The organism is Pseudonocardia sp., from assembly GCF_050246655.1.
Taxonomy (GTDB): domain Bacteria; phylum Actinomycetota; class Actinomycetes; order Mycobacteriales; family Pseudonocardiaceae; genus Pseudonocardia.
On the sequence record NZ_JBFWVQ010000022.1, the window covers coordinates 1 to 22,403 of the forward strand.

Consider the following 22,403-nt stretch of genomic DNA (forward strand, 5'->3'; position numbering starts at 1 on the left):
CCAGGAGCGCCGAGCAGCTGTTCGCGGTGCTCGGCGAGCTCAAGGGCGGGGCGATGAAGTTCGGCCAGGCCCTGTCCGTGTTCGAGGCCGCCGTCCCCGACGAGTACGCCGCCCCGTTCCGGGAGGCGCTGGTCAAGCTGCAGACCGCCGCCCCGCCGATGCCGGTCGCGGACGTCCACCGGATGCTCGCCGAGCAGTTCGGACGGGGCTGGCGGGACCGGTTCGCCGAGTTCGACGACCGCCCCGCCGCCGCGGCGAGCATCGGCCAGGTGCACCGCGCCGTGTGGCGCGACGGCCGCGAGGTCGCCGTCAAGGTGCAGTACCCGGGGGCGGAGGAGGCGCTGCTGTCGGACCTGCGCCAGGTCGGGCGCCTCGCGCGGGTGCTGCAGCCGCTCGTACCGGGTGTCGAGGTGCGGCCGCTGGTGGACGAGCTGCGCGAGCGGATGTCCGAGGAGCTGGACTACCGCGACGAGGCCGCGCACCAGCGGCAGTTCGCGCGGGCCTACAGCGGCGACGAGCACGTGAAGGTGCCGCGGGTGGTGGCGTCCGCCCCCAAGGCGGTCGTGACGGAGTGGGTCACCGGCCGCAAGCTCTCCGACGTCATCCGCTCCGGCACGCAGGAGGAGCGCGACCTGGCCGCACGCAGGCTCGCCGAGTTCCACTACTCCGCACCCGCGCTCGTCGGACTGCTGCACGCGGACCCGCATCCGGGCAACTTCCAGATTCTCGACGACGGCCGCATCCTGGTGATCGACTACGGCGCGGTGGCCCGGTTGCCGGACGGCCTGCCGCGGCCGCTGTCGGAGATGACCCGGCTGGCGCTGTTGGACCGCCCGGACGAGCTCATCGCGCTGCTGCGCCGGGAGGGCTTCGTGCTGCCGGGCTCACGCACCACCGGCGAGGACGCGATGGCCTACCTGGCGCCGTTCGCGGAACCGCTGCGCACGGAGATGTTCCGGTTCGACCGGCCGTGGCTGCAGCGCCAGGCGCAGCGCGTGGGCGACGCGCGCAGCCCGCAGTTCGACACCGGGTTGGAGCTGAACCTGCCGCGGCAGTACCTGCTCGTGCACCGCGTGACGATGGGGACGCTCGCCGTGCTCTGCCAGCTCGACGCGGACGTCCCCCTGCGCGGGATCGTGCAGCACTGGCAGCCGTGGATCTTCGATCCCGACGTGGGCGAGCCCGCCGCCGGGACGTGACGGCGCCGGTGCCCCGCCGCGGGAGGACGGGGCACCGGCGCTTCTCGGGCGGCGCGTCGGTCCGCGCCGTCTGGTCATCCGGCTTGACGCGGTCACGAAGCGCGGGCGGCGCGGCGCGCTGCGGCCGCGCGGGCGCGGGCCGTGCGCCGCAGCGGCACCAGGAGGACCCGCAGCAGGGCCGGCCGGGAACCCCGCGCGGCCTGCTGGGCCTCGCGGGCGAGCCGGTGTCTGCGTGCGGCCTCATGGGCCTCCTGCGCTCGGGACCGGGCGAGAGCTTCATGAAGCAGCATCGGCATTCCCTCTCGGACGCGCGTCGTGGGTCGCGGGACGACGGGGGTGGGCATCGTGGCGAGGTGGGTCATCGGGCTTCCCCTTCTTGTCTGGCGGTCCTGGCTCGCCAGGACGTTCTGCGCGGTCAGGCGGAGACGGCGACGGACTCCGCGTAGGCACGGTCCCGGGCGAGATCGGCCTTGCTCGGGCGCCCACGGGGACGCTTGCGGTGGATCACGACGCCGCGGTCGAAGATCTCGCCGCCCCACACGCCCCACGGCTCCTCGCGCCGCTTGGCGCCCTCCAGGCACTCGACCCGGATCGGGCAGTCGCGGCAGAGCCGCTTGGCCCGCTCGAGGTCGGCGGGCGACTCGGCGAACCAGAGGTCGGCGTCCGCGGCCGACCGGCAGGGCAGGTTGAGCCCGGCGCGGGGTGCCGCGTCGAGCAGCGCGCCCACGCCCTCGGCGGGGTCGCCGCCGAGCTGGGCTGATGTGATCGCTCCGCCGTCCAACGGAGCGGATCGGACTAGCACCTCGAACCTCCTAGGTCGGTACCTCTGGGAGAACGGGCAAAGAAAAAGGGCCGCGAACCCTGGTGGGTCCGCGGCCCTTTCGGCCGGTGCGGCGTCGCCTACTCAAGGCGCCACCGTGGTGCGGACACACCTGTGCTGTTGTCATCGACGCGGAACGCCTCCACGATCACGACGCCGAACCACGGCTTCGCGACGGGGAGGGCGTGCGGCATTCCGAGCGCGGAGAGCATGGGGGTGCCGTAGATCGTCGGCGTGATGCAGCTGATCATCGGAAACCCTCCTCTCCGAAGCTCATGACAACGGGCGGCGCTTCGTCCGTTGTCAGCAGGCTAGGGACTCCCCGGCCGGGGGCACAACCGAATTAACGGACGAGATTCGTGGCTGGTTCAGTGGTGTGTGCAGCGGTGTCGTCAGTGTTCTGCGAGCAGGGCCAGGACGGCCGCCCCGTAGCGGTCCAGCTTGCGGGCGCCGATGCCGGGGATGGACACGAGGCCGGCGGAGTCCGCGGGACGCTGCTCGGCGATGGCGGTGAGCGTGGCGTCGGTGAACACGACGTACGCGGGCACCTGCTGCTCCTTGGCCTCCGCGGTGCGCCAGGCCTTGAGCCGGTCCAGCAGTTCGATGTCCACATCGGACGGGCAGTCCGCGCAGCGGCGCAGCTTGAGGGCGTCCGTGCCGACCAGGGGCTGCCCACAGATGCGACAGCGCGGCTTCGATCCGCCCGTGCGGCGCCCGCCCTCGGGCACCCGCGAGGCGGGGTGGTGGTCGGGGATCAGCCCGTAGAGGAAGCGGCTGCGGCGACGGTGACGGCGCCCGCCGGGCTGGCGCGACAGCGCCCAGGAGAGGGTGAGGCGCCGCCGCGCGCGGGTGACCCCGACGTACAGCAGGCGGCGCTCCTCCTCGATCGCGGCGTCGTCGCCGTCCGCGTGCTGGATGGGCAGCGTCCCGTCCACGAGCCCGACGAGGAACACCGCGTCCCACTCCAGGCCCTTCGCCGCGTGCAGCGATGCGAGCGTGACCCCCGCGACCGTCGGCGGATGCGCAGCCTCGGCACGCTGCTCCAGCTCGCCCGCGAACCGGCGCAGGTCGGCGTCCGGCTCGGCGGCCACCAGCTCCTCGGCGACCTCGACGAGCGCGAGCAACGACTCCCACTGCGCCCGTTGCGCCGCGCCGCCGGGTGGCTCGGCGGTCAGTCCGACGGGTTCGAGCACGGCGCGGACGTCCTCGACGAGGTCGCCACCCCCTTCGCGCGAGGCCCCCATCCGGATGGCCGACATCGCGCGGCGCACCTCGGGCCGGGCGAAGAACCGCTCCCCGCCCCGCACCTGGTAGGGCACGCCGACCTCGGTGAGCGCCTGCTCGTAGACCTCGGACTGCGCGTTGATCCGGAACAGCACCGCGATCTCCGACGCCGCGACGCCGTCGTCGACCAGTCGCTTGATCGTCCCCGCGACGGCGGCGGCTTCGGCGGGCTCGTCGTCGTACTCGGCGAAGTCCGGGTCCGGGCCGGGCGGGAGCTGCCCGACGAGCTGCAGGCGTGCCCCCGCGACGCGCCCGCGCGCGGCGCCGATCACCGTGTTCGCGCACGACACGACCTGCGGTGTGGAGCGGTAGTCGCGCGTGAGGCGCACGACCGCGGCGTCGGGGAAGCGGCGCGGGAAGTCCAGCAGGTACCGCGGCGAGGCCCCGGCGAAGGTGTAGATCGTCTGGTTCGCGTCGCCGACGACGGTGAGGTCGTCGCGCGCGCCCAGCCAGGCGTCCAGCACGCGCTGCTGCAGCGCCGTGACGTCCTGGTACTCGTCCACGACGAAGCAGCGATAGCGATCCCGGAACTCCTGCGCGACGTCGCCGTGCTCCTCCAGGGCGGCGGCGGTGTGCAGCAGGATGTCGTCGAAGTCGAGCAGCTCGGCGCGGCGCTTGAGCTCCTCGTAGCCCTCGTAGACCTGGGCGACCTGCTCGGCCGGGCCCGGAGTGGTGCGCCGCAGCCGCGCGACCTCGGCGGCGTAGTCCTGCGGCGCGACGAGGCTCGCCTTGGCCCACTCGATCTCGCCCGCGAGATCGCGCAGGCTCGCCGCGTCCGTACCCATCCTCGCCCGCGACGCCGCCGGGCCGACGAGCCGCAGCTTGCCCTCCAGCACCTGCCACTGGTCGCCGCCGATCACCCGCGGCCAGAAGTAGCGCAGCTGGCGCAGCGACGCCGAGTGGAACGTCCGCGCCTGCACGCCCGCGACCCCGAGCGCCCGCAGCCGCGTGCGCATCTCGCCCGCCGCGCGCGTCGTGAACGTCACCGCGAGGACCTGCCCCGGCGCGACGTGCCCCGCCCGCACCAGGTGCGCGATGCGGTGGGTGATCGTGCGCGTCTTGCCCGTGCCTGCACCCGCGAGCACGCACACCGGCCCGCGGGGCGCCTCGACGGCCGCGTGCTGCTCGTCGTCCAGTGCCGTGCGGGTGCCGTCTCGGGCGGGGGCGCTCACCGCCCCATCCTGGCACCCGCGGCCGACGCCCTCGCGGGCCCGGGTGAGCGGTCGCACAGCACGCGCGGGAAGCAGCAGCGGCCCCCACGGCGTTGATCGGACCGTGCTGACGATGTACTCGACGACGTGGTGCGGTTACTGCCGACGGCTCAAGATCCAGCTCGCAGGAGCGGCGATCGAGTTCCGCGAGGTCGACGTCGACCTCGACGAGGAGGCGGCGGAGTTCGTGATCACCGCCAACGGCGGCGACCGGACCGTGCCGTTGATCGAGTTCCCGGACGGCTCGACGCTCACGAACCCCTCGCTCGCGCAGGTGCAGGAGCGCCTGGCGGCCGCGGCCTGACCTACCGCTGCACCGTGACCCCGACCATCGCGACGAGCAGCGCGGCGAGGTAGTCGCGGAACGCCGCGCGCGGCATCGGGCGCTCCTGCAGCCACAGGACGCACGTCGTCTCGACGGCGGCGATCCAGCCGACCACCGCGAGCCGGTGCCCGTCGCCGATCCGGCGAAGGATCACCGACTCGATGTGGCTGCGTACCCGCTGCACACCGCCCTGGCCCCAGGTGAGCACGGATCCGCTGCGCATCAGCGCGACGTAGCCCACGGCGTGTCGCTCGACGACGTCGAGGAACACGTCGAGCGCGGTGCGGAGGTCGGCGAGGAGGTCGCCGCCAGGGTCGACGACGAGGGCGGCCAGGAGCTCGTCCACCACCTGCTCCAGCGCCGCGGCGTGCAGTTCCTCGGCGCTGCCGAAGTACCGGTAGACCAGTGGACGCGATACGCCCGCCGCCCGCGCGACGTCCTCCACCGACACCCGCTCCGGCGGCAGCCGCCGGTACAGCTCCAGCGCCACCGCGACGATGTGCGCGCGGCGCCGTTGCGGCGACATCCGCCGCGGGCCCGCCGGGACGGTCATCACGGCTCCCCAGGGACGGGCAGCTCACGGCGGGCGATCGCGCGCAACACCCCGGGTGCGAGCCGCGAGAGCAGCAGCCCCGCCCGCGCCTCGGGCGTCACCGCGGCGATGGCACGGTTGCGCTCCACCGCCCTGACGACCTGCTCCGCGACCTGCTCGGGCGTGTAGTTGCGCCGCGCGTAGAGCGCGTCGGTCTCGCGCCGGCGCCGGGCCTGAGCCGCGTCGTCCAGACCGACGAACCGCGCGGTGGCCGCGATGCCGGTGTGTACGAACCCGGGGCACAGCGCGGTGACACCGACACCGTGCTCGTGCAGCTCGGCGCGCAGGCACTCGGAGAGCATCAGCACCGCGGCCTTGGTGGTGGCGTAGGCCGACAGGCTGCGATGCGGCAGATATGCCGCCGCGGAGGCCGTGTTGACGATCTGCCCGCCCTCGCCGTGCTCGCGCATCAGCCCGCCGAAGACGCGGCAGCCGTGGACGACACCCCAGAGGTTGACGTCGACGATCCGTTGCCAGTCCTCCAGGGTCGTGTCGGCGAACGGCCCCGCCATGCCGATGCCCGCGTTGTTGACCACGACGTCCGGCACGCCGTGCTCGGCGACGACGCGCTCGGCCAGCTCCTGCATGGCGGCCGCGTCGGCGACATCGGTTCGGTAGGCCGCCGATCCGGGCGTGGCGCCCCTCGAAACGGTCTTCTGCGCGGACGGCAGATCCCGGTCGACGGCCACGATCTCCGCCCCCCGCCGGGCGAACGCCAGCGCCGTGGCCCGGCCGATGCCCGATCCCGCGCCCGTCACGACGACGAGGCGGTCCTGCCAGCGGCCCGGAGTGTCGCGGGCGCGGCGCAGCGCGGGCGCCTCGACGCCGGTCTCGACGTGTGCGACCAGCTCACGCACGCACCGTGCGACCACCGCGGGCTTGCTGCGGACCATCCAGTGCCCGCCCGCGACCCGCCGGATCCGCAGGTCCGGCACGTGGCCACGGGCGACCCGGTGCAGGGCCGGGGTGACGTAGCGATCTGCGGCCGGCGCGAGAACCTGCACGGGGACGGCGGTGGCGGCGTGGCCCGGGTTCGCCATCCGGGCGCCCAGGTTGGCTCCCAGGTTGGCTCGGTAGAGTTCCAGGCCGTTGATGGCGTTGCGGGTCGCCGGGCGGGGCACACCCTCGGTCGCGGCGAGGATCCGCGCCGCCAGCCCCGAGCGCCACACCGCCTCGGGCACCACGGGCAGCCGGAACAGTGCCGTGTACCAGGACGCCGCCGCCTGGCGCAGCGTGTCGCGCGACGGACCCCCGCGCAGCCACCGGGCGGTGTGCTCGAGCGACGGCCCGGAGATCGAGGTGTAGGACGCGACCCGCCCCCCGAGCCGATCCCCGGTGACGGCGTGCCAGCACGCGATCGAGCCCCAGTCGTGGGCGAGCAGGTGGACCCGGCGGTGCCCGGGGTCGGGGGGTCCGGTCGGGGCGTCGGTGGGGGCGGGGGCGCGGGAGCCGGTTGGCGCGGCGGCGGGGGCGCCGGCGCGGGAGCCGGTCGGCGCGGCGGTGGGGGCGCGGGAGCCGGTTGGCGCGTCGGCGGGGGTGGCGGTCGGGGCGTCGGTGGGGGAGCCGTTTCGCGCGCTGGTCGGTGCGTCGGTCGGCGCGTCGAGCACGGCGTCGATCACGGTCGCGAGGTCGTCCGCCAGCCGATCCAGGTCGTACCCCGCGCGGTCCGGCGGCGCGTCGGAGGCCCCGGCGCCGCGCACGTCGTAGGTGACGACGTGGTGGTCCGACGCGAGATCGGCGACCACTCCGTCCCACACCGCGTGGTCGTCCGGATACCCGTGCACCGCGATCACGACCGGACGTCCGGGATCACCGTGGAGCTGCACCGCGAGGCGCAGCCCGTCCCGGGTGATCACGTCGGTGGCGACCGTCTGCGTCGACATGACGGCCATTGTTAGACGAGTTGTCAGCAAGCGCAAGCAGGGTGCGCTGGTGTCGTCCCGCCCAGCACTCGCACCCACCCCGTCGTCTTGTCCGGCCCCGCACACCTGTTCCGCCGCTCGCACACAGCCGGTGGCGCTCACACACACCGCCGACGGTGTGTGCGGGCACCCTGCGGTGTGTGAGGCGGCGCGAGCGCCCCCTCGCGCCGGCCCGCCTCTGGCCCATCCGTGCCATCCATGTCACCTCTGCGTGCCACCCAGGCGTGATCGCTCGGCCGCCGAGAACGCCCGCCGGAGCCGGTCGAGGACCGGGCCGAACTCCTCGAGCTCCGCCCACGTCCAACGCACGACCCACCAGCCCTCGGCGCGGATCGCGTCCTCGCGGCGCTTCTCCCGCAGGACTGCGTCCGCGACCGACTCGCCGGGCCGCAGGAGCCGGCCGTACTTGCCGAGCCCGTCGAACTCGCCGACCGTCCGCTGCTCTCGCCACAGGAAGTCGGCGCGCGGCTCACCGAGCGCTGTGGGGATGCGTCCCTGGAGCTCCGGCGCCGGCAGGCCCGCATCCAGCAACGCGACCCGGCTGCGCGACTCGCCCGGGCTCTCGCTGCGCCAGTCCGCGAACGCGGCCGCCCGGCGCGCGTGTGGTGCCCCCTGCCAGCCGTGAGCGCGCCGCAGGGCTACGTCCGACGCGGCCTTCAGCGTCGCCCACGCCGGACCCGGTGCCGCCTCCGGTGCGCCGTCCGCCAGCGCCGCCCGTCGCAACGCCGCGTCGAGGACGACGACGGCCTGCATGAACGGCACCCACCGGGCGACGTCGACGAGCGTGCGCGAAAGGGACGTGACGCGAAGGCCGTCGATCCGACACGTCTCGTCGTCCGCGAGCGGTGCCGCGTGCACCTCCGCGCGGGCGCCCGAGCGTGCCCCGTTCCGGCGCGGGCGGGTGACGTGGACGCGGTCGAGCGGCACGCCCCAGACCGGCAGGCCGTGCAGCACCGCGGCCGAGACGTGGCTGACGACGGAGTCACCCGAGAGCTCCCGGACCGCGGCCCGGACGAGGAGAGCGTGCGCGGCCTCGGGCGTGGGCGGCGCCGGGCCGAACCGGTACGTGCCGCGCCGCAACGACGTCAGCAGTCCCGCCGCGCGGGCACGGCGCACCTCATCGCTGGTGTATCCGACGGCACGCAGCTCGTCGCGCCGGTGCAAGCCGGGCAGAAGATCCATGTCTCGAGCCTGCGGGCTGCGACGAGGCCGGCGCCAGGTGCATTTCCGCAGCTGTGGACAACTCGGGGCGAGGTGGACAACCGCCCGTCGCGGCGACCGGCACACACCCCGTGGTGCTCACACACACCGTCGGCGCTGTGTGTGAGCACCACCGGCTGTGTGTGAGCGGTGGAGCATATGTTCGAGCGGGCGGGGGCGAGCCACCAGCGGGCGGGGGCCACCAACGGGCGGGGCCACCAGCGGGCCGTCACCCCTGCGCCGCCCACGCCTCCAACATCGAGCGGGCGATCGACACCTTCCCCGGGAGCAGCAGGAGCCGCTCCCCCGGGTCGCCCGTGCCGCTCCAGTCCCCGCGGGCCAGCGCCTGGCGCAGCTCGGCGCGCGTCACCCACATCGCCTCGGCGATCTCGCCGTCCGCGGGCCGCAGCGGGCCGGACGGGTCCGCGACGGCGTGGAACCCGACCATCAGCGACCGCGGGAACGGCCAGGCCTGGCTGCCGAGATAGTGCACGTCACGGACGACGACCCCGGTCTCCTCGGCGATCTCGCGCTGGATGCACGCCTCCAGCGACTCGCCCGCCTCGACGAACCCGGCCTGCACGGAGAACCGGCCGTCGGGCCAGCCGACGTTGCGGGAGAGCAGCATCCGCGCGCCCTCCCCGTGCCCGCCGTCGTGGACGAGACAGATGACGGCGGGATCGGTGCGCGGGTAGTCCTCGTGCCCGTTCTCGCAGACCCGATGCCAGCCCGCGTTGCCGGCCCGGGTGGGGGCGCCGTCGCGCGGGCAGAACCGTGCGGAGTCGTGCCAGCTCAGCGCGGCGACGGCGGTGGTGAACAAGCCCGCCCCGAGGGCGTCGAGGGCGGCACCGGCCATGCGCAGGTCGATCCACTCCGACGGGTCCTCCGCGGCGAGGTCGACAGCACCGCGGACGGCCCAGTACGCGACGCCGTCCGCCTCGCCGAGCAGAACGGCCCCGTCGAACGGGGTGTCGCCGCTGGTGGCCCGGGTGCGCAGGGTGCCGCCCGAGCCGTAGGCGACGTCCCACGTGCCGGCGTCCCCCACCGAGAAGCCCGCGGACGGCTCGGCGCGCCACCGTACGGGCGTGCGCCCCTCGGCGTCGACGACGACGAGCCGCGCCTTGGGCCAGCCCGCGACCTGGCGTTCGACGTCCGTGCGCAGCGGCTCGTCGCGCACGACCGCCGATCGGGACAGGACGGGCGGGCCGAGCAGGACGAACGTCACGGCCCCGCGACCCCACCGAGCGCGCGGACCTTCGGGCCGATGACGTCCGCATCACCGACGACGACGCCGGTGAACGCGCTGGGCGCGAAGTACTCCAGGGCCGCCGCGGCGACCTCCTCGACGGTGACGGCCTCCAGCCGGGCCGGCAGGCTGCGCAGCCACCGCACGTCCAGGCCGTCCGCGGCGAGGTTCGCGATCGTGGAGGCGAACCCGCCCTGACTGTCCAGGGAGATCAGGAGCGATCCGACGGCGTACCGACGGCCCGCGTCCACCTCCGCCGCCGTGGGCGGGACGGCGACGAGGCGACCCAGCTCGTAGCGGGTCTCGAGCAGCGCGGCGGCGGTGACGTCGCTCGCCACGTCGGTGGACACGTCGAGGACCGCGCCGTCCGGGACGAACTCGATGCCGGAGTGGGCGCCGTAGGTGTAGCCCTTGTCCTCGCGCACGTTCTCCATCCAGCGGGAGGAGAAGTAGCCCCCGAAGACGAGGTTGGCCAGGTAGAGGGCCGGGTAGCGCGGATCCGCACGGGGCAGCGCGAGGGCGGACAGGCGCAGCTGGGACTGCACGGAGCCGGGGCGGTGCACGAGCAGCAGGTCGCCGGGGACGAGGGCGGGCGGCGCGTCGAGGACGCGGGCGGGCCCGCCCGTCCAACCACCGAGGACCTTCTCGGCCAGGCCGATCGCGGCGGCCGGGTCGAGGTCGCCGACGAGGGTGAGGATGGCCCCCTCGGGGAGCACCGACGCCGCGTGCAGCGCCCGGACGGTGCCGGGTTCGACGGCGGTGACCTCCGCCGACGTGGGCAGCTCGCGGGTGATCGGGTGGTCCCCGAAGCGGCGTCGCTGCAGGGCTTCGCGGGCGATCGTGCTCGGCTGGGCGCGGGCGACGCGGATCCGCTCGGCGAGCCGCTCCCGTTCCTTGAGCACCTCGGCGTCGGGGTGGGTGGCACCGGTGAGGACGTCCGCGACGACCTCCAGTGCTGCGGGCAGCCCGTCCGCCAGGGTGGAGCCGCCGACGGCGAGCCGCTCCGGGTCGACGTGCACACCGAGCTCGGCGCCGACCGCGGCGAGCTGGTCGTCGATCGTGACGCGGTCCCGGCTCGCGGTGCCGGCGAGCAGGGTGGAGGAGAGCACCTCGGCGACCGCCGGGTGGTCCGGCGCGGAGCCCGCGAACGGGATCCGCAGCCGCATCTCCACCATCGGGACGCTCGGGTTGCGGGCCGCGAGGACGCGCAGCCCGTTCGCGACGATCGTCTGCTCGACGTCCGGCAGCGGGACGTCCCGCGTGGCGCCGAGCGGCGGCAGCGGCCGCGGTCCGGCCGGGGTGCGGCCGATCTGGGCCGCCGAGCGGTGGGTGGCGCGCGCCATCAGGAGTCCTCCCCCTCGCCGTTGGGCTGGACCAGCAGCACGCCGCGGCCCGCGCCGCGCAGCGCGGCCGCCGCGTCGCGGACCTGCTCCGGCCGGACGGCCGCGAGCCGCTGCGGCAGCTCCAGCGTGATCTCGGCGCGGCCGTAGAGCAGCTCGCGGGCCCCCAGGCCGAGCATCCGGTACATGAGGCGGTCGTCCTCGCGGTGCAGGGCGGCCGACCAGCGGGCCACCTGCCGGGTGAGCTCGTCCGCGCTCGGGCCCTCCGCGGCGAGCTTCTCGAGCTCCTCGTCGATGGCCGCGAGCACCGTGTCCGCCTCGACGGACGCGCGGTGCACCGCGGTGATCGTGAACGTGTCCGGGTCGCGGGTGTCGAGCGGGCCGAAGAGCCCCGCGGACGCCGACACGTCGGTGACCAGCCCGTCGGTGTGGACGAGGCGGCGTTCCAGGCGCGCGGCCTCCCCGTCGCCGAGCACCGACGCGAGCAGGGCGTGGGCCAGGTAGGCGTCCAGGTCGGCGGGATCGGGCAGCCGGTAGCCGATCGCGAACGCCGGCAACGGGGCGTGCGCGTCCTGCGCCACCTGGCGGCGCTCGGCCCCCGGCAGCGGCTCGTGGAACGACGGGCGGGGTGGCGTCTCGCGGGCGGGGATGTCGCCGAAGTGCTTCTCGACCGTCCGCAGGGCCTCGTCGACGTCGAAGTAGCCCGCGACCGTCACCTGCGCGTTGCCGGGCGCGTAGTAGGCGTCGAAGAACGACGCCGCGTCGTCGAGGGAGGCCTGCTCCAGCTCGGAGAAGTCGCCGTAGCCGTTGTGCGCGTTGGGGAACGTGTCGTAGAGGACCGGCGGCAGCAGGATCCACGGGAAACCGCCGTAGGGGCGGTTGAGGACGTTGAGCCGGATCTCCTCCTTCACCACGTCCACCTGGTTGCGCAGGTTGTCCTCCGACAGCGTGGGCGCGCGCAGCCGATCCGCCTCCAGGAAGATCGCCCGCTCCAGCGCGGCGGCGGGGAGGACCTCGAAGTAGTCGGTGTAGTCCTGGTGCGTCGAGCCGTTGAACACCCCGCCAGAGCCCTGGACGTGCCGGAAGTGCGCGAGCTTCTCCAGGCTCTCGCTGCCCTGGAACATCAGGTGCTCGAACAGGTGCGCGAAGCCCGTGCGGCCCTCCGGTTCGGACCGGAAGCCGACGTCGACGTGCACCGCGACCCCGACGACCGGGGTGTTCGGATCGGGGGCGAGGAGCACCCTCAGCCCGTTGGGCAGCGTGGCGCGATGCAGGGCAAGCTCTGGGGCGATCTCCGGCACGCCGCCGACACTAGCCGCCGACCCCGACAGGCCGCCGGGGGAATGCGGGCACCGCGGGACCGAGCGGCCGGGTCAGGACGTCGGCCCTGGCATCAGGCCGAGCTGGGTGAGCAGCTCGACCTGGTCGAAGTAGAGGTGGTAGGTGGCCACGCGGCCGTCCCGCAGCCCGTACACAGCGGTGAACGGCACGCTCACCCGCCGCCCCGTCGGCGGCACCTCGGTGCCGTCCGCGCCGACGAGCGCGGCGGTGTGCGTGCCCTCGAACGCCGCCTCCTCGACGGCCTGGTCCCCCGCTCCGAACACGGCCCGGGCGACGACCCGGTTGTCCGGGAACGCGCCCTGGTAGCCCTGCCAGAACGCCCGCGCGCCGTCGGCGCCCTGCAGGACCATGCCCCCGGGTCCGGTGATCTCTGCGTCGGGGCGGAAGAGGTCGACGAAGGCCTGCTCGTCCTTGCCGTTCCAGCTGTCGATCGCGGCTTCGACGATCTTCACGGGATCCACGGTTGCTCCTCCGGTGGTGCGGTCGGGCGGGACGGCCGACGACGCTAGACCCGGGCACGCCCGGACCGCCTCGGGCGAACGCCCAGGCCTCGGGCGGGCAGGCCGCCGTCCGGGCCTGTCACCGCCCGCCCGGCAGTCCCTATCCTGGCTGGCCCGGCCGGACGCGAGGGGGAAGGCATGGGGGACGTGTTCGTGGGGCGCCGGGCGGAGCTCGACGTGCTGCAGGCCCGCGCCGCCGACGCCGCGGCCGGGCGCCCCGCGCTCGTCGTCGTGGAGGGTGCGGCGGGCTTCGGCAAGACGGCGCTGCTGGATGCATTCACGGCCTTCACCCTGCCGCCGGGGTGGGAACGCCTTGGCGCCGCCGGGGACGAGGCGGAGGCGCGGCTGCCCTACGGCCTGTACGACCGCCTCGTCCTCGGGCACGGCGACGCGCGGGTGGAGCACGCCGAACCGTTCACCGCGGGCGCGGCCCTGCTGCACCTGCTCGGAGACGTCCAGGAGACCGGGCCGGTCGCGCTGGTCGTCGACGACACCCACTGGGCGGACCGGGCGTCGCTGCTCGCGCTGACCTTCACCCTGCGCAGGCTGCACGCGGACCGCGTCCTCACGATCCTCACGCTGCGCCCTGAGGCCGCCGACCGGCTGCCGCCCGGCTTGCTCCGCTTCGCCCGCGACCGCGGGACGTGGATCGGCCTGCCGGGCCTCACCGCCGAGGAGATCCGCGAGCTCGCGGGCCTGCTCGGGCGTGGCGGGCTGTCGCGGCGCTCCGCCGAGCGCCTGCTCGACCACACCGGGGGCAGCCCGCTGCACCTGTCCTCGCTGCTCACGGCACCGGACGCGCAGCTTCGCGGCCGAGGTCCGCTGCCAGCGGGCCCGGCGTTCACCCTGTCGGTGCAGGCCACATTGCGGGCGGCCCCGGCACCCGCCCGCCGGCTGCTCGAGGCCGCCGCCGTGCTCGGGCCGCGCTGCCCGCTCGGCCGGGCGGCGGCGGTCGGGCGGGTCGACGAGCCGCTGGACGCGCTCCAGGAAGCGCTCGACAGCGGGCTGGTCGAGGCCGGGCAGGACACCGACGGATGGCAGCTGCGCTTCCGCCACCCGGTGGTGCGCGCGGCGGTCTACGACTCGCTCGGCCCGGCCACGCGCGCCGAACTGCACCGGCGCGCCGCCACGACGGTCGGCCCGGTGGCGGCGCTGGAACACCGGGCCGCGGCCGCGGCCGGACCGGACCCGGAGTTGGCCGACGCGCTGGCGGCACAGGCGGCCGCCGACGTGGAGGGCGGGCGGATCGCGCTGGGCGCGGACCGCCTCCTCGCGGCGACCCGTCTCCGCCCGCCGGGCCCGGCGCACGACGGGCTGCTGCTCGACGCCGTCGATCTCCTGCTCGCCGCCGGGGAGGCGGCCGAGGCCGCGGGGTTCGCCGACCGGCTCGCGGGCCTGCCCGACACCCCGAAGCGGCAGCTCGTGCTGGCCCGGCTCGCCTGGCTGGGCGGCGACCTCGCCACGGCGGAGCGGCTCGCCCGGTCGGCGTGGGAGACGGGCAGCGGGCCCACCCGCGCGGCAGGCGCCGCCATGGTCGCACAGTTCCACCAGCTGAGCCTCAGCGCCGCCGACGCCGTCCAGTGGGCCGAGCGAGCCCTCGCCGTGGGCGGCCTCCCGGCAGCGCTCGAACCGGTCATGCTCGGGACCTACGGGGCCGAGCTGGCCATCATGGGCCGCCCCCACGACGGGCTCGCCGCGTTTGCCGCCCTCGCGGAGGACCCCGCCGACGTCACCCCGCGGCTGTACGACGCCCTGGCGGCCCGCGGGCTGGTCAGGATGATGCTCGACGACCTGGACGGGGCTCACCGCGACCTACGCCCCTTCGTCCCGCGCCCCGGCTGGGAACCCCATCCCCACCGCCTCGTCGGCCTGGGCTGGCTCGCCGAGGTCGAGTACCGGATCGGCCACTGGGACGACAGCCTCCTGCATGCCGCCCAGGCCGAGTCCCTCGCGGTCGACACCGACCAGACCTGGCTGCTCGCGTTCGCGCACGGCATGTCGGTGACGCCGTTGGCCGCCCGGGGGCTCTGGGACGAGGCGCGGGCGCACCTGGCCGCCGCGCGGGCGGAGGCGCGGCGCCAGGGCGACGCCGGGAACGGCGTACTGGCGGCGAACGCCGCGGTACGGCTCGGCGCCTTCCGCGGCGACGCCCAGGCCGTGCTCGCGGCCGCGGCCCCGCTGCTCGCCTCGGCGCACGGCGCCGAGCGCGAGCCCGGCCTGTTCACCTGGATCGGCCACTACTGCTCGGCGCTGGTCACGGTCGGCCGCCTCGCCGAGGCCGAGGCGGAGCTGGCCCGCACCGGAGAGCTGTGCCGGGACCGCGGCAGCCGGTCGGGGCTGGCCGCGGTCGCCCTCGCCCGCGGCGAGCTGGCTGCGGCACGGCGGGAGCCCGCCGCGGCGCGCGCCGCGTTCGAGGAGGCACTGCGGGTCGGGGACGGCGCGGCGAGCGTCCTCGACCACGCCCGCGCGCTCGCCGCCCACGGCCGGTTCCTGCGGCGGGCCGGCAGCCGACGGGCCGCGATCGCACAGCTCAGCGCCGCCCGGGAGCAGTTCGCCCGGCTGCACGCCCGCCCGTTCCTCGACCGCTGCGACGCCGAGCTGACCGCCTGCGGCGTCCCGGTCGCCGGCTCGGCCGCGCAGCTCGACGGGGCCGCCGACGACGTACTCACCCCGCAGGAGCGGGCCGTCGTCCGGCTGGTCTGCGCGGGCCGCACCAACCGAGAGGTCGCCGCCGAGCTCGTGCTGAGCATCAAGACCGTCGGCTACCACCTCGGCAACGCCTACGCCAAGCTCGGTGTGAGCTCCCGCACCCAGCTCGCCGTCCGCCTGGGCGGCAACGCCTGACCAACCCGGGCATTCGCCCGAGGCGGGACCCGCGCGGCCGCCCCTAGCGTGCCGGCATGACCGACGGCACGGGGGCCCACCGCCTGGAGACCCTGGCGCGGGCGTCGGTCGCACGGTTCGAGCGGGGAGAACGGGGGGCGGTCGACGCGTTGCTGGCGCCGGACGTGTGCGTCGAGGTGGTGTCGACCGGGCGACGGATCGAGGGGGCCGCCGCCGTGCTCGAGGCGCTGGCGGCGTGGCGGGCGGCGTTCCCGGACGCGGAGGGCGAGGTCGTCCGCGTGCTCACCAACGGCGACACCGCCGCGCTCGAGATCGTCTGGCACGGCACGCACACGGGCCCGCTCGTCACGCCGGCCGGGACGGTCGCACCGACCGGTCGGACCGTCGAGTGCTGGGCGACCCTGTGGCAGCGCTGGGACGGCGCACGGCTGGTGCACGAACGCACCCACGCGGACGTCCCGTCCCTGCTGGCCCGGATCCGAGAGCGTCCGCCGACCGCAGGAGGGAGTCGGTCGGCGGCGAGTCGCAGTCACAGTCACGAGGAGGACGACGTGAGCACGGAGGACAACAAGAAGCTCGTCGCGCGGCAGTTCGACGAGATCTGGAACGGCGCCCGGTGGGACACCGTCGAGGAGCTCTACGCGCCGGACTACGTCAACCACGACCCGTACAACCCCGACCAGCCCACCGGCCCGGCCGGGTTCCGCGCCCGCGTCGAGGGCTACCGCAGCGTCCTCGACGAGTTCGACCTGCGGATCGAGCAGCAGATCGCGGAGGGCGACATGGTGGAGACGCACTGGTCGCTGCGCGGGGTGCACCGCGGGCCGCTGGAGGGGGTCGAGCCGACCGGCAGGCGCGTCGAGGTCGACGGCCAGCTGCTCAGCCGGATCGTCGGCGGCCGGTTCGTGGAGGAGTGGGTGCACTGGGACACCCTCGGGCTGCTGCGCCAGATCGGCGCGGTTCCCGTCCCGGCCGGCTGATCGCGGTCAGGCGGGCGGGAGCACCACGAACTGCCGAAGCCCCAGGTCCGGGTAGGTGACGGGCCCGCGCGGGCCCGGCGTGTGATCGACGTTGATGCCGGTCTCCGGCAGGCCGAGCAGCTTGTACCCGTCCAGCAGGCGGGTCGTCGCGTTCCAGAACACGCCGGTGCCCGTGTAGGCGTCGATGAACGCCCGCGCCGCCGCCTCGTCCGTCGCGCAGACCGTGGCGGCGAGGCCGGAGGTCTCGCGGCTCGCCGTCGTCGCCGCGTCGACGGCGCCGTCCACCTGCGCCACCGTCACGTGCGCCTCGGCGCCGGAGTCCAGCGCCCATTCGTGGCCGAGCCGGTGGGTGTGCGGTGGCAGCGACGGGGTGATGCCCCGCTCCCGCAGCGCCCGCTCCGCGACCGGCCACAACCGGTCGTGGGCGGGCCGGTCGACGAGCAGCAGGTTGAGCCGGTTGCAGACGCCGAGGCGGTCCGTCGAGTCGTGGACCAGGCGCGTCACGGTGTCGGGATCGGCGCTCGCGTCCAGGTAGAGGACACCGCCGCCGTCCGCGTGAGCGAGAACCCGCGTACCCGCCGCCGCGCCGAGGGCCGACAGCCGCCGCGTCACCTCGCCGCTGCCGCGCACCACCACGAGCGGGACGAGATCGGGCAGGCCGACCAGCGCGTCCGCGCCCGCGTGGCCCGGCAGCGGGACGAGCTGGACGGCGTCCTCGGGGATGCCGTGCGCGCGCAGAGCGGGGGCGATCGCGAGCTCGATCAGCGCCCTGGCCGAGCCGAGCGCGGCCGCGCCCGTCCGCAGCACCGTCGCCGACCGCGCCTTCAACACCTGCGACGCCACGTCGACCGTCACGTTGGGGCGGGCCTCGAACACCGCCCCGATCACCCCGACCGGCACCCGGCGCTCGAACACCCGCTCGCCCGTCGGCAGCGTCCGCACCTCTCGCTCGGTGGGCGGCTCCGGCGTCGCGGCGAGCACCTCCAGCTGGTGGGCGATGTCGGCCAGCCGCTCCTCGCCCAGGCGCAGGCGGTCCAGCAGGCCTTGTGCCATGCCCGAGCGCTCGGCCGCCTCGACGTCGCGCCGGTTGGCGGCCAGCAGGTCCGCGGCGCGCTCGCGCAGCAGGTCCGCCGCTGTGCGCAGGGCAGCGTCGACGGCCGCACCACCCGCGGCGCGCACCCCGGGGGCCGCGGCGGCCGCACGCAGGGCGGCCTCGCGGACGGCGGCGAACTCCGGAGCCTCGGTCGTCTCGGGGGTGGCGGGGGTCGTGGCGGGCGGCGTGCTCACGGCGCCCAGGTTGTCACGCGGAAGCCGTGCTCCGCACGCCCGTACACGCCACCGGTCCGGGGCGCCCTGCACCCGCCCGAGCCATGATCACCGGAACCGGGACATCAGCTGCGCCCGTGCAGCTCATGTCCCACTTCTGGCGATCATGGCGGTCCGGGAGCGTCCGGCTCGGCGTAGACGACGACGTTGTCGCCGTAGTGCCGCGTGACCGGGTCGAACGTGCCGCCGCAGGTGATGAGCACGAGCCGCGGCGGGCCGCCGACCGCGAAGATCTCCGGGGGGAGGTCCGCCTTGGGATGGTGGCGGCGGGCCACGACGCGGTAGGCGACCACGCGCCCGTCCGCTCCGCTCAGGACGACCGGCTCGCCCACCTCCACCTCGCGCAGGACGGCGAGCGCGCCGATCCCGCCGGTGCGGGTGTCGACGTGCCCGGCGACGACGGTGGTGCCGCCGGTGCCGCCGGGCAGCGCGCTGGGCGTCCACCAGCCGACGGTCGAGGGCGGCTCGGGCACGATCAGCCCGCCGTCCTGGCCGGTGACCACGGGCACGACAGCCGCGCTGACCTGCCGCGACGGCAGCTCCAGCGTGACGGGCACGGTCCCGGCGCGCGGATTGCCCGCGGGCGGGTCGGTCCAGGGAGCCACGGGCCCCGGGACCGCGGTGGGCGCGACGCCCGATGCGCCGGGGCCTGCCGCGCCACCGAAGCCGATGCTCCCGAGATCCGCCCCCGTCCGCAGGTCCGTAGCGAGCCATGTACCGCCCGCGACCAGGCAGGACACCGCAGCGAGGGCGAGCAGCCCCGGCAGCAACCGACGACCCGCGCCGGCCGCACCCGGCGCACCGGCGTCGGGTCCGCCCGGCGCACCGGGCGGACCGGCCGGGCCCTGCCGCGGGTCAGCACTCAGCGGGCATCACCGCCGCGCGGCCCGGACCGCCCCGCCCGCCAGGAGTGCCCCGGCGGCCAGCATCGCGAGGGGGGCGAGCGGCAGCCCGTCCTCCGTGGACGCCGCCTGGCCGCCGCTGCCGGAGTCGACGGTCGTCGGCGGGACGGCCCCGGAGCCGGCGCCCGACCGCAGCTGCGCCGTCAGCGCGTCCAGGTTCGCGAGCGCGGTGCGGGCGGCGGCCTTGGCCTCCGGCGAGGCGTCCGGGGAGTTCAGCACCGCCTCGGCGTTCGCCTTCGCCTGGCCGTAGAGGTCGAGGACGGCGCGCGTCCAGGCCTGGTCGAAGGAGCTGCCGGAGCGGGCCTGCAGGTCGGCGAGCAGCGCCTGCTGGTCGGCGGTGAGGGAGTCGTCCAGCTCGACCCCGCTCGCGGCGGCGACGGCACGGACCTGCTCGTCGAGTGCGGCGACGTCCGCGGCGATGCGCCCGGCGACACCGCGGACCTGCTCGCCGCCCTTCTCCTCGCCCAGCGCCGCGAGCGCGGCGAGCGCACTGGCCCCCTGGTGAGCGGCCTGCGCGGCGGCGGCACCCGGCGCAGCGGGCGCCGCCGGAGCGGCGGGTCCGGCGGGGACGGCCGGGGCTCCGGGCGGCGGCGGTGCGGGTGCCGCCGGGCTGCCGCACGCGGTGAGCGCGGTGAGTCCGGCGAGGGCGAGCGTGGCCGCCGCGACGGACACGGTGTGGCGCAGGGGCATCGGGGTCTCCTCCGGGGAGCTGCGGGACGGCACTGTCTCCCCGTTCAACGGCCCTCATACGCCACCGTTGCGGGCGACACCCGATCGAGTGGGTAGATCACTCCCGGTGCGGGAGCTTCGCAGGGGTGGACGGCGGCGGCACGACGGGGCCGATGTCACCGTCCGGCGCCTCGTCGAGGTCGACGATCACGGGGGCGTGGTCGCTGGGGCCCTTGCCCTTGCGGGCCTGGCGGTCCACCCAGGCGGCGGCGACGCGGTCCGCCACGGCCGACCCGGCGAGGACGAGGTCGATGCGCATGCCCTTGTCCTGGTGGAAGCGCCCGGCGCGGTAGTCCCAGTAGGTGAAGACGCGCTCGCCGGGCCAGCGGTCGCGGACGACGTCGTGCAGGCCGAGCCCGATCAGCCCGCCGAGCGCGGCGCGTTCCGGGGGCGTGACGTGGGTGGACTCGGTGAACAGCGACGGGTCCCAGACGTCGGCGTCGGTGGGGGCGATGTTCATGTCGCCCGCGACGACCGCCGTCGCCGGGTCCGTCACCGCGGCCCGCAGCGCGGCGAGCCACTCGAGCTTGTAGGCGAAGTGGGGATCGCCGGGGGTGCGGCCGTTCGGGACGTAGACCGAGGTCACCCGCACCCCGCCGCAGGTGGCGGTGACCGCGCGCGCCTCCAGCACGCCGCCGAACTCGGGCGCGCCGGGCAGGGTGCGCTCGACGTCGGCCAGCCCGACGCGCGACAGCAGCGCCACGCCGTTCCAGCGGCCCTCGCCGACGTGCGCGACCTCGTAGCCCCGCTCGGCCAGCGGGCCCGCGAACGTCGCGGCGAACGCCTCGTCGGCGAGCTTGGTCTCCTGCAGGCAGACGATGTCGGGCCGGCGCTCGTCGAGCCACGGCAGGAGCCGCGGCAGCCGGGAGAGGGCGGAGTTGACGTTCCAGGTGGCGACGCGCACGGCGCCGCACGCTACCCGCGCCCGCGGGACCGGGCGGCGGCGCAGGGATGGGAGGGCCGCCGCCGCCCGGAGCCTCACGGGGTCCTGGGCAGCACCCGCAGCTCGTCGGCGCGCAGCGCGGCCCCGCTCGCGCCGCCGGTGATCTCGACGAGGTCGCCGACGGCGGGCTTCTGCCCGATCGCGGTGACGTCGACGGTCACCGTGAGGCCCTGCACCGAGACGACCGTGGCCTCGTTGCCGGCGATCGCCGTCACCGTGCCGGTGACGCGGGCCTGCGGGACGTAGGCGACCACGACGGTCGCGGCGTCGCCGGTGCCGTCCACGCGCAGCAGGACGCGCTGCCCTGCGGTCAGCTCGGCGAGCGACCGGACGCCGTCACCGGCCACCCGGGTGCGGTCGTCGGTGCGCAGGGTGCGTTGCGGGGAGCCGTCCGGGGTGATCACGAGGGTGCCGTTGCCTGCCGAGACGACCGTGCCGGCGAGCAGGGTGTCGTCGCCGAGGCGGCCGAACGCGACACCGGGGCCACCGCGCCCGTCGCGCCCGTCGCGCCCGTCGCGCCCGTCGCGCCCGTCGCGGTCCCAGCCGTGCCCGCCCGGGCCGAAGCCCGGCCCCTCGTCGAGCATGCCCTGGCCGTGGGCTCCGCGCGCGTGCCCGGCAGGGCCGTACCCGCCGTACCGCCCGCCCCACGGCACCAGGAACGCCGCCACGACGGCGGCGACGACCAGCAGGCCCACCACGGACAGCCCGACGACCGCCCACCGGCTGCGGGGGAGATAGCGCCGACGGGCAGGTTGCTGTGCTGCTTCCTGCGACGGTTCTTGCGCCGATCCCGCAGCCTGTTGCGGGGCCCGCTGCCCTTCCGGCTCCGGGGTCGTGGGGGGTTCGGGGGTGGTCATTGCTGCGTGCTCCCGTCGGTCGTCGTTCCTCCCGACACTGCGCCGCCCGCCTGAACCGGACCTGAAGGCCTGCCGGACCTTCAGGTGATCCTCAGACTCGCCGGGACAATGGGTGGCATGGGTGGCACGGCTGCGCGTGTGCTGGTCGTCGAGGACTCCGAGGCGATCCGCGCCGCCGTGCTCGCCGGGCTCACCGGGGCGGGCTACGAGGCCACCGGCCGCGAGGACGGGCGGGCGTTGGAGCAGGACCTCGCGGCCTTCCGGCCCGACCTCGTCGTGCTCGACGTCATGCTGCCGGGCCGCGACGGGTTCGCCCTGCTCGACGTCGTGCGCCGCCGCAGCGACGCGGGGGTCGTGATGCTCACCGCCCGCGACGGCGTCGACGACCGGCTGCGCGGGCTGCACGGCGGCGCCGACGACTACGTCGTCAAGCCGTTCGCGCTCGCCGAGCTGCTCGCACGCGTCACCGCGGTGCTGCGGCGCATGGGTCGCACGCCCACCGCCGTCGGGGTCGGCGACCTGATCGTCGACGCCGCCGCCGGGACGGTGGTGCGCGGCGGGGTGCCGGTCGAGCTCACCGCCACCGAGCTGCGCCTGCTGGACTATCTCGCCGCCCAGCGCGGCCGCGTCGTCAGCAAGGGCCAGATCCTCACGCGGGTGTGGGGCTACACCGACTACGACCCCAACCTCGTCGAGGTCCACATCTCCGCGCTGCGCCGCAAGCTCGGCGAGCCGCGACTGCTGCACACCGTCCGCGGGCTCGGCTACGTGCTGCGGGCAGAGCCGGACGCGGCACCGTGAGCGGACCGCGTCGTCGGCCGGCCACGCCGGGACCGTCGCGG

General features: G+C 75.7%; 21 protein-coding genes. 5 read left to right on the forward strand and 16 right to left on the reverse strand.

The window, feature by feature from the left end:
* A partial coding sequence (locus tag AB7J25_RS10220) for an ABC1 kinase family protein (protein ID WP_428507513.1) occupies window positions 1-1,199 on the forward strand: 1,199 nt, incomplete at its 5' end.
* 92 nt (window positions 1,200-1,291) lie between these two features.
* Here AB7J25_RS10220 and AB7J25_RS10225 read toward each other — a convergent pair.
* From AB7J25_RS10225 to AB7J25_RS10240, 4 genes are all read right to left on the reverse strand, one after another.
* Window positions 1,292-1,489, reverse strand: a complete 198-nt coding sequence (locus AB7J25_RS10225; protein WP_428507515.1) for a hypothetical protein — start codon at window positions 1,487-1,489, stop codon at window positions 1,292-1,294.
* A gap of 125 nt (window positions 1,490-1,614) precedes the next feature.
* Entirely contained in the window at window positions 1,615-2,001 is a 387-nt protein-coding gene (locus tag AB7J25_RS10230; protein WP_428507517.1) for a WhiB family transcriptional regulator, read from the reverse strand.
* Between the two features lie 98 nt (window positions 2,002-2,099).
* The gene (locus AB7J25_RS10235) at window positions 2,100-2,270 is read right to left on the reverse strand and encodes a hypothetical protein (RefSeq protein WP_428507519.1); all 171 of its coding nucleotides are present in this window, start codon (window positions 2,268-2,270) and stop codon (window positions 2,100-2,102) included.
* A 141-nt stretch (window positions 2,271-2,411) separates the two neighbouring features.
* The gene (locus AB7J25_RS10240) at window positions 2,412-4,475 is read right to left on the reverse strand and encodes an ATP-dependent DNA helicase UvrD2 (RefSeq protein WP_428507521.1); all 2,064 of its coding nucleotides are present in this window, start codon (window positions 4,473-4,475) and stop codon (window positions 2,412-2,414) included.
* Between the two features lie 112 nt (window positions 4,476-4,587).
* On the opposite strand from AB7J25_RS10240, the gene AB7J25_RS10245 reads away from it, so the two are divergent.
* Window positions 4,588-4,818 carry a mycoredoxin gene (locus AB7J25_RS10245; protein WP_428507523.1) on the forward strand — a complete coding sequence of 77 codons (231 nt, stop codon included), beginning with the start codon at window positions 4,588-4,590 and terminating at the stop codon, window positions 4,816-4,818.
* 1 nt (window position 4,819) lies between these two features.
* Here AB7J25_RS10245 and AB7J25_RS10250 read toward each other — a convergent pair whose 3' ends face one another.
* From AB7J25_RS10250 to AB7J25_RS10280, 7 genes are all read right to left on the reverse strand, one after another.
* Complete coding sequence (locus tag AB7J25_RS10250; protein ID WP_428507525.1) at window positions 4,820-5,392, reverse strand: TetR/AcrR family transcriptional regulator; 573 nt, start codon at window positions 5,390-5,392, stop codon at window positions 4,820-4,822.
* A complete protein-coding gene (locus tag AB7J25_RS10255) occupies window positions 5,392-7,314 on the reverse strand; it encodes an SDR family oxidoreductase (RefSeq protein ID WP_428507527.1) in 1,923 nt (640 codons plus the stop codon). Before AB7J25_RS10255 ends, AB7J25_RS10250 begins: the two co-directional genes overlap by 1 nt.
* Window positions 7,315-7,554: 240 nt before the next feature.
* Window positions 7,555-8,535, reverse strand: coding sequence for a hypothetical protein (locus tag AB7J25_RS10260; protein WP_428507529.1), 981 nt, complete (start codon window positions 8,533-8,535; stop codon window positions 7,555-7,557).
* A gap of 247 nt (window positions 8,536-8,782) precedes the next feature.
* Window positions 8,783-9,778 (reverse strand): NAD(+) diphosphatase, encoded by a 996-nt coding sequence (gene nudC, locus AB7J25_RS10265; protein ID WP_428507531.1) that lies wholly within the window; start codon window positions 9,776-9,778, stop codon window positions 8,783-8,785.
* A complete protein-coding gene (locus AB7J25_RS10270; protein WP_428507533.1) occupies window positions 9,775-11,142 on the reverse strand; it encodes a M16 family metallopeptidase in 1,368 nt (455 codons plus the stop codon). The genes nudC and AB7J25_RS10270 overlap by 4 nt, the downstream gene beginning before the upstream one ends.
* Window positions 11,142-12,440 carry a M16 family metallopeptidase gene (locus AB7J25_RS10275; RefSeq protein ID WP_428507535.1) on the reverse strand — a complete coding sequence of 433 codons (1,299 nt, stop codon included), beginning with the start codon at window positions 12,438-12,440 and terminating at the stop codon, window positions 11,142-11,144. Before AB7J25_RS10275 ends, AB7J25_RS10270 begins: the two co-directional genes overlap by 1 nt.
* Window positions 12,441-12,512: 72 nt before the next feature.
* Window positions 12,513-12,941: an ester cyclase gene (locus AB7J25_RS10280; RefSeq protein ID WP_428507537.1), complete on the reverse strand. Its 429-nt coding sequence runs from the start codon at window positions 12,939-12,941 to the stop codon at window positions 12,513-12,515.
* A 177-nt stretch (window positions 12,942-13,118) separates the two neighbouring features.
* Between AB7J25_RS10280 and AB7J25_RS10285 the strand changes: the two genes are divergently transcribed.
* Both AB7J25_RS10285 and AB7J25_RS10290 read left to right on the forward strand, forming a co-directional pair.
* Window positions 13,119-15,824, forward strand: a complete 2,706-nt coding sequence (locus AB7J25_RS10285; protein WP_428507539.1) for a LuxR C-terminal-related transcriptional regulator — start codon at window positions 13,119-13,121, stop codon at window positions 15,822-15,824.
* A gap of 56 nt (window positions 15,825-15,880) precedes the next feature.
* On the forward strand, window positions 15,881-16,804 hold the full coding sequence (locus AB7J25_RS10290; protein WP_428507541.1) for an ester cyclase: 924 nt from the start codon (window positions 15,881-15,883) through the stop codon (window positions 16,802-16,804).
* A 6-nt stretch (window positions 16,805-16,810) separates the two neighbouring features.
* On the opposite strand, the gene AB7J25_RS10295 is transcribed toward AB7J25_RS10290, so the two are convergent.
* The 5 genes from AB7J25_RS10295 to AB7J25_RS10315 all read right to left on the reverse strand — a co-directional run bounded on the left by AB7J25_RS10295 (window position 16,811) and on the right by AB7J25_RS10315 (window position 21,561).
* Window positions 16,811-18,091, reverse strand: a complete 1,281-nt coding sequence (locus AB7J25_RS10295) for an aldehyde dehydrogenase family protein (protein ID WP_428507543.1) — start codon at window positions 18,089-18,091, stop codon at window positions 16,811-16,813.
* Window positions 18,092-18,234: 143 nt separating this feature from the next.
* The gene (locus AB7J25_RS10300) at window positions 18,235-18,900 is read right to left on the reverse strand and encodes a class F sortase (protein WP_428507545.1); all 666 of its coding nucleotides are present in this window, start codon (window positions 18,898-18,900) and stop codon (window positions 18,235-18,237) included.
* Window positions 18,901-19,002: 102 nt separating this feature from the next.
* Window positions 19,003-19,722: a DUF4142 domain-containing protein gene (locus tag AB7J25_RS10305; protein ID WP_428507547.1), complete on the reverse strand. Its 720-nt coding sequence runs from the start codon at window positions 19,720-19,722 to the stop codon at window positions 19,003-19,005.
* A gap of 97 nt (window positions 19,723-19,819) precedes the next feature.
* The gene (locus AB7J25_RS10310) at window positions 19,820-20,665 is read right to left on the reverse strand and encodes an exodeoxyribonuclease III (protein WP_428507548.1); all 846 of its coding nucleotides are present in this window, start codon (window positions 20,663-20,665) and stop codon (window positions 19,820-19,822) included.
* A 74-nt stretch (window positions 20,666-20,739) separates the two neighbouring features.
* Entirely contained in the window at window positions 20,740-21,561 is an 822-nt protein-coding gene (locus AB7J25_RS10315; protein ID WP_428507550.1) for a hypothetical protein, read from the reverse strand.
* Window positions 21,562-21,678: 117 nt separating this feature from the next.
* On the opposite strand from AB7J25_RS10315, the gene AB7J25_RS10320 reads away from it, so the two are divergent.
* Window positions 21,679-22,362, forward strand: a complete 684-nt coding sequence (locus tag AB7J25_RS10320) for a response regulator transcription factor (RefSeq protein WP_428507552.1) — start codon at window positions 21,679-21,681, stop codon at window positions 22,360-22,362.
* Window positions 22,363-22,403 lie beyond the last annotated feature (41 nt).